Origin of the sequence: Polynucleobacter sinensis (assembly GCF_001595985.1) — a bacterium.
Taxonomy (GTDB): Bacteria; Pseudomonadota; Gammaproteobacteria; order Burkholderiales; family Burkholderiaceae; genus Polynucleobacter; species Polynucleobacter sinensis.
The window spans coordinates 128,236-140,552 of sequence record NZ_LOJJ01000002.1 but is presented as its reverse complement, the minus strand read 5'-3'; the positions used below and the strand labels follow the sequence as shown (position 1 = coordinate 140,552).

The window sequence follows — 12,317 nt, the reverse complement described above, 5'->3', positions numbered from 1 at the left end:
ATTATGTTATCTATTAAGAATCTTGAAGCAGGCTACGGCAAGGTCAAAGTCTTGCATGGCATCAACATTGATGTGCCTAAAGGACAAGTCATTACTTTGATTGGTTCTAACGGTGCGGGCAAAACAACCACGATGCGTGCCATTACCGGCATGATTAAACCTACTGGTGGTGAAGTCACTTTGGGCGGCGAAAAAATTGACGGTTACGACTCTCATAAAATCGCCCGCCTTGGCTTGGCACACAGTCCAGAAGGTCGTCGTGTATTTACGACCATGTCGGTAACCGACAATCTGTTATTGGGCGCCTTCCCGCGCTTTACTGGTAGCCGTCCTAAGGGCGACATTAAGAACGATTTAGAGCGCGCTCTAGAAATGTTCCCTCGTTTAAAAGAGCGTCGCAATCAGTTGGCAGGTACCTTATCTGGCGGTGAGCAGCAAATGTTGGCAATGGCTCGTGCGGTGATGCTTAACCCAGAAATTATTCTGTTGGATGAGCCATCTATGGGCTTGGCACCAATTCTGGTTGAGGAGGTATTTAAGATCATCTCTAACCTCAAGTCGCAAGGCGTCACAATGTTATTGGTTGAGCAGTTTGCCGCCGCCGCTTTGAATGTTGCTGATTATGGTTATGTGCTCGAGAACGGTAAGATCGCGACTCATGGCCCTGCCTCAAAACTCAAAGATGACCCAGCTGTTAAAGCTGCCTACTTGGGTGGTGCTGGCGGCCATTAAGCGAAAGCTTACTGGTGAATGAAAAAGCCCTCTCATGAGGGCTTTTTCTATTGGGCTAATCGATGCTAGCCTTGAAGAAGCGAGATAGCCTCTCGAATCAAGAGCGCGCGGTAGCCCATGTAGATCGCTACTCCAACAAATCCTAGTAAAAAAAGTTTTGGCACTAATGCGCCTTCAATCACGAGTTCTGAGTTGAGCAAACCAATCGCAACCGCCAAGAAAAACAGCGCACCTAAAGCAAGTACAAACCAGTTTTCTGTACCAACAACCTGCTGGGTTGTATTGTGATAGGCCAGCACCTGAAAGGTATTGCCTTTGGGGTAGCCAGATACAGTAACCGAATCCCCATCTTGGATGCTCATTGGTGTTGAAAACTTCGCCTGAATAGCCCGGTCATTTAAATTGAAGTTCGAAACATAAAAACGCTGGTAGTACGCCGATGAATGATCATGGGTTGGTTTTTCAGGGTTCACATATTCCAGTAGTTCATTGTTGAGATTGCTGACGGTTCCAGAGATAGAGTGGACCGAACTACTTAAGAAAGAGCTGGGTTTAATGACGGACATCAGCAGGGCTCCCAAAAAGATGAAGCTAATAATCAGAGTAAAAGAGCTTACAGGACGTTTCATAGATTGATTGCGAATACGCCCTTGAAAAAGAGGCTAATTGAAATAAGCAAAGTGAACATGGCAAATATCAATTGAATATGAGAACCACTCAATTTTTTCCCTACTAGCTGCCCCAGTAATAGTCCGCCTAGTGCAGCCAATGAAAATGGGGCTGCTACGACGATATCCAGTGAGCCTGATGCGGCGGAGATGATGGCACCACCACCCGTAATAATGGCGAGGACTCCAAGCGAGGTGGCCACGATAGATTGGACGGGTAGATCCGTATAGCGCTTCAGGGCCGGGACGATGATAAAGCCCCCGCCAACGCCTAGTAAACCAGACAGAAAGCCAGCCACACTGCCAGCAAAGAAGAGTGCGCGTGCACACGGTACAGTCCACTTGAGTTTACCGATGGCAGGATTAACAAGACAGGGCGGAGGTTTACGAGCGGGTTCTGGAATGCCTTTGATTTCTTGATAGGCCTGTCGCAGTAAACGTGTTGCCACTAATAACAAAATGAGGCTAAACAGAATTTGTAGGGGCGCATTCGGAATCTGTGGTGCCAGCCATAAACCGAGGGGCGAGAGGATGAGTCCAAAAGCCGCCATAAACCCGGCTGCCTTGTAGCGCAAGATCTTGCGTTTGAGACCGAGGATTGCGCCAATGCTAGAGGCTATCGCCACTGCACATAGCGCAATTGGTGCGGCCTCTGCAACTGTGAGGTGTAAAAAGAATACGAGGAGCGGTACTGAGAGTATGCCGCCACCTGCTCCAGTAAGCCCCATGAGGACGCCCACTAGGATGCCTAGTGCAGGGCTGATGAAGGATGAATATTCCATTGCAAATTATTTTATATTAATATAGTATATAAATATATATAATATTTTCCCTATAGGAAGAGCGTGTTGAGTACAAAACCAGCGGCAGTCATTCAAGCATTTTTTGATCCAGGAACCTGGACCTTCTCCTATGTAGTCTATGAGGGGGAGGGCAGTCCTTGCGTCATTATCGATTCAGTACTGAACTATGACCCCAAATCTGGCAGAACGACCAGTACTTCTGCGGATGAGTTGATTGGTTTTATTCAAACCCATCAACTGAAGACGGAGTGGATTTTGGAAACGCATGCACATGCCGACCATTTGACGGCAGCGCCCTATCTCCAAAGCCATCTGGGCGGTAAGACTGTGATTGGTACGCATATTACCGATGTCCAGAAGGTATTTAAAGGAGTATTTAATTTAGATGAGCGCTTCAAGTCTGACGGCACTCAATTTGATCGCCTTCTAAAGGACGGTGAATCATTGCATTTTGGCAATCTCACATTAAAGGCTCTGTATGTCCCAGGACATACGCCTGCCTGCATGGCTTATGAAATTGGTGATGCGATCTTTGTTGGGGATACTTTGTTTATGCCGGATGTCGGAACTGCTCGGTGTGATTTCCCTGGTGGCGATGCTAGAACACTCTATCGCTCGATTCAGAAAATCTTGGCCTATCCGCCAGAGACTAAGCTCTATATGTGTCACGACTATCCCCCGAATGATCGACCTGTTGCCCATATGACAACAGTTGCTCAAGAGAGGGCTGAGAACATCCATGTGCATCAAGGAATTACTGAAGATCAGTTTGTACAGATGCGCACTACTCGAGATCAGACTTTAGAGATGCCTGTCTTAATACTGCCTTCGATTCAGATCAATATTCGTGCTGGACATTTTCCAGAGCCAGATAGCAATGGCATCTCGTATCTCAAGATGCCCTTAAACGCGCTATAAGCAGTCTTTTATGAATCTCAATATCTCTAAAGCAGAATTAAAGAAGATGCAGGCTTCAGCAGAGGAGGCTTGTAAGTTGATGAAAGTGCTCTCGAATCGGGATCGCATGATGTTGTTATGCGAAATGGGTCAGGGCGAGAAGTGTGTCAGCGAAATGGAGGCCGCGCTTGACTTGCATCAACCTACTTTGTCGCAGCAGCTAACAGTTTTGCGTAAAGAAAAGTTAGTCAAGACGCGTAGAGAGGGTAAACAGATTTATTACTCTCTAGCCAGTCAGGTTGCCGCATCAGTAATGACGCTGCTTTATAAGCATTACTGCAAGAAGTGAACGTATTGATTTTTCGAGTAGTTTTTAAAAGGAGTTCAAGATGAAATGTAACGTAGGCGGTATCGATCGTATTTTAAGAATCGTTGTAGGCATCGTATTGGTAGGACTCGCCGCGAATGGTGTCATCGGTTGGTGGGGCTGGCTTGGCGTTATTCCTCTTGCCACTGGTATCTTTCGCTTTTGTCCTGCATACCCACTGTTGGGGGTGAATTCATGTGGAACTTCTGGCGGTAAGGATTCATGTTGTAAGTAAGTCTGTTGTAGAAATAAATCAGGTGTGTTGAGGAGCAATCTTCAATACACCTTTTTTCTTAAATACACAGCATGCAGTAAAAAAATGGCCAGAAATACGAGGCCAATAATCCAATGGGTGAAAACGACTTCCTCACGAATCTCTTCTGGCCCGTAATAAAGTAAAGCGCCCGAGAATACTAGTGTGCCCAAGAAGGCCAATTGACTGAGGCCGCTAAACAATTTCCTTTTGGATTTCAGGCCAGCCTTTAAATGAAATGGCAAGACAGAGCCTAGGGCCATGGTTGCTAGCATGGCAGAAATGCCGTGCCAAGCCAATATTGAATGCTGTCCAAGTAAGGCTCTTTGCACCTGGAATTCATGGCCAAGCAAATAGGCAAGGCCGGTAATCGAGCAGCTGAGCATACCAATGAGTACACCATTTCTTTGCCAGGCTGGCATTTTTCCTAGGCGGCTTTGAGTACTCATTTGTTTGGAATCCTAATGGCTTGGGCGGAGAATCGATGCAGGCAGGGATGATCCACGTTGGCTGAGATGCTCACGACCTTTGTTAATGCATCTGCATAAACACACTCTTGCGCGATGACGGAGTAAGAATCGGAAAACTCAATCGGGTTTTGGAGAATGGGATCAATCAGGTAACTCAGAGAGTGAGGCTCTTCTTTTGAGTAATACAAAGCGCTGGTGGCAATGGCCCCTTCACACATATCGCCTATGTGGATGAGTTCATGCGGTTGAGCGGGGTTTCTAATTTGAATAGGGCGTAAGAGATTGCCAAATACTCTGAGGTCTCCGCCAGCATTAACGCATCCGGATTTCGCTCCAGCTGATTGCAGGGCCTGAATCGCCATATCTACGGCAAATCCCTTGGCGATACCTCCAAGATCAAGGCAGAGCGGTAAATCTGAGTAGACAGTATTTATATCGACAAAATGCAGGCTATCAAGACTGCCGAATTTGTGTCGATCAAAATCAGTACGCTTGGGAAGTAATCCAGCCTCGACGAGATGGTGCCCTATACCGCAATTAAATACACCATCTGAATGCTGATGTATCTCTTTGGCGATAGCAAGTACTTGCGATGTCCAGGGATGCAAATGAATGGGTTTGATGTGAGCTAGTTGGTTGATCTTGGAAAGCTCACTATGAGGATTATGAAACCCCATTAATGACTGCACTTGCTCGATAGCTAAAAAGGCTTGCGGAATAGTTGATGATGCATGATCCCCATCATCAACGATCTCCACAAAGGTTCCCAGTAGTGGTTTACAACGAATCATTTTGCTTTAGCGGCTTGAGTATGTGGCTTAAGGGCTAAGTCATATAAAACCGTTACCCGCTTCACTCCATCAGTAAGGTGTTTGCACGAGAGTGTTGCACCACCGATATTTTGAATATCCTGATTGAGCTTAATGGGGTCTGCCGCTGTTTTTCCCTTAAATTGATTGCGCCACTGCACCTCCGCAACTTCATACCCATAGGACTCAACATATTCCATGATTTCAACACCAGTAACTGCACCTGTGGCGCTTAGTGCAACTGCATAAGTAATCATCTCGTGCTTGCCTACTACTTCATCAATAATGAACCAGCCTCCATCTGCTGCTCTCCAGATGCGCTCGCCACGAAATGGATGTCGAACACTTGAAGCAGATCGTAATTTTTCCTGCAGCTCATCAGTGATCACAATCGGTTGCTTCGTGAGCGCTTTATTGGGAATGAGTTGTTGTTGGGCTTGCTCTACCGATACATAGATTTTGGCGTGAGCAAGGATAGGTGCGGATAGGGCTGCTAGATTTACAAGACCCATGACGACATAGGAGTTCGGTTTCCAGTACATATTGAGTGCTCTTAATTAGTTGAGTGGAAAACCAACTTTGACGATGAATTCATTGACAGAGTGACTATCCCAAACGCGTGCGTTCGAGCATTCAGCCGTCCCATCACCCATACAGTTGTTGCCTTTGAGTTGATAGCGCCATGCACCAGTAACCCACCAATCTTTTTCTGCATAGTGCAAATTGGGGCCGACAAAAGTAGCTCTTTGTACTTGGTCTCTTAAGTTATAGCTGGAATAGTCATTATGAAATCGCGCTTCTACTCCGCCAGACCACTTAGGTGCGAATCGATAGCTAGCTCCAATCAAGAAATCGAGCATGGATTCAGGAACATTACCATTGCCAACAAACTTCAATTGCTCGTTTGCAACTACTACGTTTCCAGCGATGACCAACTTGTCATCAATAAAGTTAGATTGCAAAAGGAGTCGAGCTTCGATTTCATTTTTATTCTTTCCTATCGTTGGCTCGAGATAGAGACCAATGCCTACAGGAGAGGTCACTGGATTGGTGATGCGATATATGGCTTCGAGTGATCCACCCTCAATACCGCTTTTTCTGTAGGGGGCTGCAGGGTCATGGGATTCTGGAACGGGTTGACCACCAGTACATGTTGGGCTATCACCGCAAGCCTCGGGATTGGTGTAATTTTGATTGGCGTTTACATAATAGGCATTGAGGTAGCCGGCCAACTGGAAGTCATTGGTGACCCCGTATTCCAGTTCCGAGCGCGAGAACCATGCATTGTAAGAACCGGATGCTTGTTGTTTGTTTAGTTGTAAGCGTTGCTCAAACTCCAGCTTGCCTTTGGGTTGTAAGTCTAGGGTGTAAATCCAGCCAAAGGCACCTTCACCTGCGTTAGCAAATGAAAAGTGGAGTGCTGTAGCTAAGAAGAGTGCAAATAGGGTGATTCGTTTAATGGTGAGTTTCATATTTACAAGGGCGGATGGATGGGTGGGTGAGGAGTGATGTAGTGGATAAATTGGTCGGATTAGTGGGGCATTGAGTAAGTACGCCTTAATGAGAATGATTCCTAATATACTATATAAATGAGAATTATTCTCATTTAAAATAAAGACCATCATCCCGTCATTGAGATGGCCTGTAGCTGGGCTTGTAAGATCAAGGGATATGGATGCGCAAGCCCTTGAGAAACTCGTGATGATGAAAATGCCTTTTGGTAAGTACGCTGGGCGTGCTTTGGCTGACTTGCCAGGAAATTACCTAGCGTGGTTTGCTAGGGAAGGTTTTCCTAAGGGTGAGCTTGGTGAGCTATTGGAGTTGATGCACACGCTTGATCACAATGGTTTACGAGGGTTGCTGGCACCCATTGCGCGGGCACATGGTATTGCCCCGCGGATACGTGACTAAGACCTTATTTAGAGCGCACGATGACAGTGACGCGGTTTCGCTCATAAGTAACCCCGGGAGAATCTGGAGGGTTGCTTTGAGCCAGACTGACTTGGAGGCGGGTTTCAGTAGTAATTTGTTGCGCCAGCTTGTTCGCTAGTGGCAGATTTTGATCATATTGAATCTCAAGGCTTGCCACTTTCCCACTGTTGATATTGGCGATCAGCGCCTGAATTTTCTCTGGCGAGTATTGGTCAAAAAAGATCGGGTACCAGCCTCCCACCAATGGTTTGGAAGGAGCGCTCAGATTGGTTGGGGGTTTTGTGGGTGCATTAGAGCTCCCAATAGGTAGATGAAAATCAATCCCCGTTTTCTCCACTAACTGTCCGTAAGTGATGGGGGGACTCATCTGAGCCTCATTAGTGTTTTCTACCCAATATGCCCAGGCCGTATTTTTAGCCGGGTCATAGACGAGCTTATAAATATGGCTCGGTATCGTGACCTTGCTCCTGCCAATGCTCCCCAAGCTACCAGTTGATCCCGTGAAGATATAAATTTCACCCTGCGCTCTTTTGGCATAAAGCCGGGTTGGCTCCTCTACCCGCTTTGCCCAAATCCCCTGATTGTTCTGTCTGGCCTGGGGCATCATGTTTGCCAAGGAGAAGGATTGCGCCATGCCGCGCTCTCGAGTCATATCTCCTGCTGGAACATTGTGTCCTCGGTCGTACCCACTGTCACGATAGTCAGCAAGTAAGGCCCGTTCATGAGAGGGTAGCCTGGCTTCTTCATAAAACTGGTTTGTGCGGCGTGGGCGAGGAGCTAAGAGCTCCTGACCATTGAGCTTTTCTACAGTGTAGATTGGCTTTTTATCGGTGGGTGAGTAATAAATAGCGAAGTCGTCAAAGCAGAGATCTCGACCTACTTGCTGGGTAGTTGGCACCTGTTGATTGGGAAAGAAATCTTTGCACTGATCAAATAGGGCGGATGCGCTGAGCGGAGCTCCAAGCGCAATCAGTAAGAAAAATTGGGCAATCCATTTCATGAAGGCTTAGTGTACTCAGTCCACAAGCATGAATTTGATATCCCACTTTCCTATTTCAAATTAGCTGTAGAGCTAGTATTGATGAGGAGTTCAGGGCTATTTTCTGCCCAAGTCTCGCATGGATTTTGTATTTCGTGAGCATGAAATGAAGGCGCCTCTAAAGTTAAGCAGAACACTACCGGTAGAAAAAGGCGGTGTTCTCAATACTAGATGTATGGGTAGAGTGCATCCCTCGGAATGGAAAAAGAGTAAAAAAGTGGGTTTTTGGTCTCTTTTTTATTATATGAAATAAGTCCTCACTAACTTTATTAAGTCATTGAATTTAAAGGAATAAATACTATTTAATGAATTTGCATTAGGGAACTTACTTATTTCAAGACCTATAAGTTATGGAAATCATTTTCTTTATTCTTGACTTGATATAAGAACCTTCTTAGGATGACTCATGTTTTTTACTTATTGCAATGCAGCATAAAGTGGTAGCAAGCTTTATGAGGTACTGCAACACAATGAATGAATAAAAGTTTTTTTGCCAACGCCGCTAACTTGCAGACTACACAGCCAACAGCTGTTGCTGCAAAGGAGCTATTGGCTCACGCCTTATCACCAGTCTATCGGGTGGTGAATGGCTTATTAATTGTTTCCGTATTTATGATCGTGGGACTCTGGCTCTCAGGTAATGGCACGCATGCAGGTGCTTTTGATCTAGCTCGAGTATTGGTCCCAGATGAGGCGCGCCATATTGTTTGGCAAAACGGCTTTGGCATGCTGGATCAGTACCAGGATGAGGCGCCTAAGGCGGCTACGGACAAAGAGATTGCAACTGTGATCTATGGCAATACGATGACTAGCCCTAAAAGCGGTCTGATGAGTGCTAAGCAGCAAACGGTTGCCCTGTTAATGCCCTCTGTAGCCAATATTCAGGTTAAGCCGATCTCTCATTTGTCTGACCGCATTCCGACATCCAAGATTGACCCACAGGCTTTAGATTCCAAATTAATGGCTTCAGTACAAAATCAGCGCGCAGTGGCTGATTTCTTCGAGAAAAAGTACAAGCTCGATCGCGCCAAGATCGAAGAGTATGTTTCCAATACCGTGTTGATCGCCAAAGAAGTCAACATCGACCCAGTGTTGTTGCTTGCCGTGATTTCAGTTGAGTCCAACTTCAACCCATTAACTAAGAGTCATGCTGGCGCTGAAGGTTTGATGCAAGTCATGACTGCGATTCACAAAGATAAGTACGCCTTATATGGTGGTCCGACAGAGGCGATTAAGCCTGAGGTCAATATTCGTGTGGGCGCGTACATCTTGAAGTATTTGATTGCCACCAGTGGTTCTTTACGTAATGGCTTGAAATACTATGTGGGTGCTGCGAATGCTGAGAACGACGGTGGCTATGCCGATAAGGTGATGGCCGAGCGTAATCGCTTAATTAGCTTATGCCAAACAGCCCCAAGCAATAAGCTGACTTTGAACGGCAAGGACTTGCGATCTTAATCAATTGATAGCATATAAGTCAGTAGCAAAAACAAAGGCCACTCAAAGAGTGGCCTTATTGTTTATCAAGCTTCGTTTATTCGGGTTCTATAAAGATCAGTTGACCCCATGAAGCTCGACATCAAATACCAAAGTGGCATTTGGTGGGATAACGCCACCAGCACCACGGGCGCCATAACCCATCTCGGATGGAATGATTAAGGTACGTTTGCCGCCAATTTTCATGCCTGCTACGCCTTGATCCCAGCCCTTAATGACATGACCAGCACCTAAGGGGAAGCTAAAGAGCTGACCGCGATCCAAGGAGCTGTCAAATTTTTGACCCTTATGCTCTGGTGCGTTTTCATCGTAGAGCCAGCCTGTGTAATGGACATCGACATGGTTGCCGGCCGCAGCCTCTTTGCCTTCGCCAACAACGGTATCTATCTTTTGAAGTTCAGTCACGTTTTTTCCTCTTTAGCTGAAATTGAAGGCCTAGTATATTCTGAGCTCTATCTTTTTGTTTTAGCGAATCCTTATGCCCAATTTCTGGCCTCATTCTGCCTACACAACCCTGACAGTTGGTTCGGATAACCAGCTATTGGTAACAGATGATTTCTTGCGGACTTATTTGCATCGTCCAGAGTTAAATTTAATTCCCGAATCGTGCGTAGCCGAGTGCGCTCTTCATCAACGTCTGATGGATGACCCTCGTGCTCTCGTTGCTGATTCAGAAATCGCGGCAATGGCCGATGAGGATATTCAGGAGAATTACCGAGTATGGCTTCGTTATCGCGCTAAGTTATTGGATGCGAATTCGCTTGAGAGCTTTTATATGAGTTTATTTAAAGGGGATGGTGTTGATGTGCCTCCTTTATTCATTGCGGGCCTTGCGCAAATATTTGTGCGTCATATTCTCGGTGAAGATTGTCACCCTCTAGATGCTCGAATGGGCGAGCTCTTTTACAGAACCCAAAAGATTAGCGTACTTGATGATGGCATCGTGATGGGTGCTGATGATGAGATCGTTACCCGCAATGCTCAAGCGGGTGAGACGGGCAATATCATGGATTTGCTCAAGGGCAAGTCAATGACGATGCGCTCAATTGATTTGGATGTTCTTCACGAAGAGAATGCGCAGCTGTATTGGGATAAAAATGAAGACTATGAATTTGCGGTGCAATTGAATTTTGGTCAGCCACCCATTAATCATTTTTGTCGTGTACTTGAGAAATGGATCGGGCATTTTCTTGGGGTGCAGACACGCATTACACCAATGCAGCAAATTACTGATCCCAAATGGTCCTGGCATGTAGGGTTGGATGCCAGCGCTACAGAAATTTTGAATGCGCTCTACAACAAAGAATTGGTTGATACCGAAACCTTGGAAAAAATTATCTGTTTGTTCCGTCTTGACTTTGTAGATGAGGCTGCACAAGCGGTGGGTCAGGCCGGCAAGCCCGTATACATGGGTATTGCAATGAATGCGCAGATGCAATTAAAGCTCAAACCGCAGAACGTTTTATTTAACTTACCTCTGGCGAAAAGCTCTTAAACTTTTGCCAAGGTTTTTCTTTGGATGCCTAGCCAGATCAACGCTGCCGCGATAACGAATACTGGCAAAAGGGACCCTAGATTAAGGATGTTCCATCCCTGAGAGGTGATGAGGGCCCCAGACCCAAATGAAGTAAAGGCCATTGTGCCAAAGACAAAGAAATTAATTACTGCCTGCGCTTTGTCTCGTTCTTCTGGTCGGTAGGCTGTCATTGCTAATGAGGTCGATCCGGTGAATAGAAAATTCCAACCCACACCGAGTAAAAATAGTGCGATTAAGAATTGATGTAACTCCACACCACTTAAGGCAATCGCAATGCAAATTAGATTTAAGACAACGCCGATGCCCATAATTTTTAAAGTGCCAAAGCGCTGAATCAGCGAGCCTGTAAAAAAGCCGGGTGCGAACATGCCAATGACATGCCACTCCAATACCAGTGCCGTATCTGAGAATGGCAGGCTACAGATTTGCATAGCAAGCGGGGTGGCGGCCATGAGCAGATTCATGACGCCATAACCTAAGGCCGCACAAATCACTGCGACCATAAAGACGGGTTGACGTAGAAGGGTTTTGAGGTCCCTGCCGGCCGAGAGGGAGTGTTGGGTTTTAAATTCTTCGGGAAAATGAATGCATTGCATCACAATGATCCCAATTACTCCGGCAATAGAGAGCGTGAGGTAAGCGCCTAGAAAAGCAGTGTCAAACAGATTCTTAGTCCAGGAAGCTAAATTAGGTCCAATCACCGCCCCCAGAATGCCGCCAGCCAAGACCCAGGAAACCGCCTTATCTCTTTGGCTGGCAACGGTTAGTTCAGCAGCGGCAAAACGGTAGAGTTGCCCGTTGGCGCTGTAGTAGCCAGCGATAAAGGTACCCAACACTAGGAGCCAGAAGTTCTTTGAGATTGCCGCGTATGCGCAGAGTAGAGCTGAAAAAACTGCCACTAGCAAGCCAAGCTGAAAAGAGATTTTTCGGCCAAAGCGATTTTGAGACTTAGCAACAATGGAGGTGGAGAAGGCACCACCCACTACATAACCCATCACTGGCAGCGTGGCCATCCAAGCAACCGGGCTTAAGCTCAAGCCAACCAGCCCATTAATAGCAATAAATGTCACGTTATTGGTAAGAAAAAGGCCCTGACAAAGGATCAGGAGAACTAGATTTTTATTGAGCAGTGGGTGCTTATTTGTCATGTGTCGCAGTTTACGGCGTATTTGAAATTGCCATAATCTTGGTGGAATCCCTTAATTTGCCCTTCTTCACCTGATTTGGTGCCTAAATCCCTCGAAATCGCCTTGGGCGATGATTTAAAATAGCCTTCTTGGTCTTGTGCGCAAAGTACGCAAAAAAGCAGTCAA

The 12,317-nt window shown here is 46.2% G+C and carries 16 protein-coding genes; 7 read left to right on the top strand and 9 right to left on the bottom strand.

Annotated features, from left to right (window positions below):
* Positions 1 to 3 precede the first annotated feature (3 nt).
* Positions 4 to 732 carry an ABC transporter ATP-binding protein gene (locus AOB49_RS02790; protein ID WP_062307665.1) on the top strand — a complete coding sequence of 243 codons (729 nt, stop codon included), beginning with the start codon at positions 4 to 6 and terminating at the stop codon, positions 730 to 732.
* 65 nt (positions 733 to 797) lie between these two features.
* On the opposite strand, the gene AOB49_RS02785 is transcribed toward AOB49_RS02790, so the two are convergent.
* Positions 798 to 1,361 carry a hypothetical protein gene (locus tag AOB49_RS02785; protein WP_245640594.1) on the bottom strand — a complete coding sequence of 188 codons (564 nt, stop codon included), beginning with the start codon at positions 1,359 to 1,361 and terminating at the stop codon, positions 798 to 800.
* Complete coding sequence (locus AOB49_RS02780) at positions 1,358 to 2,182, bottom strand: sulfite exporter TauE/SafE family protein (protein ID WP_062307663.1); 825 nt, start codon at positions 2,180 to 2,182, stop codon at positions 1,358 to 1,360. Before AOB49_RS02780 ends, AOB49_RS02785 begins: the two co-directional genes overlap by 4 nt.
* Before the next feature lie 66 nt (positions 2,183 to 2,248).
* On the opposite strand from AOB49_RS02780, the gene AOB49_RS02775 reads away from it, so the two are divergent.
* From AOB49_RS02775 to AOB49_RS02765, 3 genes are read left to right on the top strand one after another with little or no spacing between them, the layout of a single operon-like run.
* The gene (locus tag AOB49_RS02775) at positions 2,249 to 3,121 is read left to right on the top strand and encodes an MBL fold metallo-hydrolase (protein ID WP_062308106.1); all 873 of its coding nucleotides are present in this window, start codon (positions 2,249 to 2,251) and stop codon (positions 3,119 to 3,121) included.
* A 10-nt stretch (positions 3,122 to 3,131) separates the two neighbouring features.
* Positions 3,132 to 3,449, top strand: coding sequence for an ArsR/SmtB family transcription factor (locus AOB49_RS02770; RefSeq protein WP_062307660.1), 318 nt, complete (start codon positions 3,132 to 3,134; stop codon positions 3,447 to 3,449).
* 40 nt (positions 3,450 to 3,489) lie between these two features.
* On the top strand, positions 3,490 to 3,702 hold the full coding sequence (locus tag AOB49_RS02765) for a YgaP family membrane protein (protein WP_062307657.1): 213 nt from the start codon (positions 3,490 to 3,492) through the stop codon (positions 3,700 to 3,702).
* 41 nt (positions 3,703 to 3,743) lie between these two features.
* On the opposite strand, the gene AOB49_RS02760 is transcribed toward AOB49_RS02765, so the two are convergent.
* Genes AOB49_RS02760 through AOB49_RS02745 form a run of 4 tightly spaced genes read right to left on the bottom strand, consistent with a single transcriptional unit; the run spans position 3,744 to position 6,471 of the window.
* Positions 3,744 to 4,169: a hypothetical protein gene (locus AOB49_RS02760; RefSeq protein ID WP_062307655.1), complete on the bottom strand. Its 426-nt coding sequence runs from the start codon at positions 4,167 to 4,169 to the stop codon at positions 3,744 to 3,746.
* Positions 4,166 to 4,981: an FAD:protein FMN transferase gene (locus AOB49_RS02755; RefSeq protein ID WP_062307652.1), complete on the bottom strand. Its 816-nt coding sequence runs from the start codon at positions 4,979 to 4,981 to the stop codon at positions 4,166 to 4,168. The genes AOB49_RS02760 and AOB49_RS02755 overlap by 4 nt, the downstream gene beginning before the upstream one ends.
* Positions 4,978 to 5,541: an FMN-binding protein gene (locus AOB49_RS02750; protein WP_062307650.1), complete on the bottom strand. Its 564-nt coding sequence runs from the start codon at positions 5,539 to 5,541 to the stop codon at positions 4,978 to 4,980. The genes AOB49_RS02755 and AOB49_RS02750 overlap by 4 nt, the downstream gene beginning before the upstream one ends.
* A gap of 15 nt (positions 5,542 to 5,556) precedes the next feature.
* A complete protein-coding gene (locus AOB49_RS02745; protein ID WP_062308105.1) occupies positions 5,557 to 6,471 on the bottom strand; it encodes a DUF6662 family protein in 915 nt (304 codons plus the stop codon).
* A 199-nt stretch (positions 6,472 to 6,670) separates the two neighbouring features.
* Here AOB49_RS02745 and AOB49_RS02740 point away from each other — a divergent pair, with 199 nt between their 5' ends.
* Entirely contained in the window at positions 6,671 to 6,910 is a 240-nt protein-coding gene (locus AOB49_RS02740; protein ID WP_062307647.1) for a DUF3820 family protein, read from the top strand.
* Positions 6,911 to 6,914: 4 nt separating this feature from the next.
* Here the strand turns inward: AOB49_RS02740 and AOB49_RS02735 are convergent, their stop codons facing one another.
* On the bottom strand, positions 6,915 to 7,931 hold the full coding sequence (locus tag AOB49_RS02735) for a DNA/RNA non-specific endonuclease (protein WP_062307645.1): 1,017 nt from the start codon (positions 7,929 to 7,931) through the stop codon (positions 6,915 to 6,917).
* Between the two features lie 513 nt (positions 7,932 to 8,444).
* Between AOB49_RS02735 and AOB49_RS02730 the strand changes: the two genes are divergently transcribed.
* A complete protein-coding gene (locus AOB49_RS02730; RefSeq protein ID WP_062307643.1) occupies positions 8,445 to 9,428 on the top strand; it encodes a transglycosylase SLT domain-containing protein in 984 nt (327 codons plus the stop codon).
* A gap of 96 nt (positions 9,429 to 9,524) precedes the next feature.
* Here the strand turns inward: AOB49_RS02730 and AOB49_RS02725 are convergent, their stop codons facing one another.
* Complete coding sequence (locus AOB49_RS02725) at positions 9,525 to 9,872, bottom strand: FKBP-type peptidyl-prolyl cis-trans isomerase (protein ID WP_062307641.1); 348 nt, start codon at positions 9,870 to 9,872, stop codon at positions 9,525 to 9,527.
* 73 nt (positions 9,873 to 9,945) lie between these two features.
* Between AOB49_RS02725 and AOB49_RS02720 the strand changes: the two genes are divergently transcribed.
* Complete coding sequence (locus AOB49_RS02720) at positions 9,946 to 10,962, top strand: DUF6352 family protein (RefSeq protein ID WP_062307638.1); 1,017 nt, start codon at positions 9,946 to 9,948, stop codon at positions 10,960 to 10,962.
* Here AOB49_RS02720 and AOB49_RS02715 read toward each other — a convergent pair.
* Positions 10,959 to 12,152 (bottom strand): MFS transporter, encoded by a 1,194-nt coding sequence (locus AOB49_RS02715; RefSeq protein ID WP_062307635.1) that lies wholly within the window; start codon positions 12,150 to 12,152, stop codon positions 10,959 to 10,961. The two genes, AOB49_RS02720 and AOB49_RS02715, sit on opposite strands and share 4 nt — an antisense overlap.
* Positions 12,153 to 12,317: the final 165 nt, after the last annotated feature.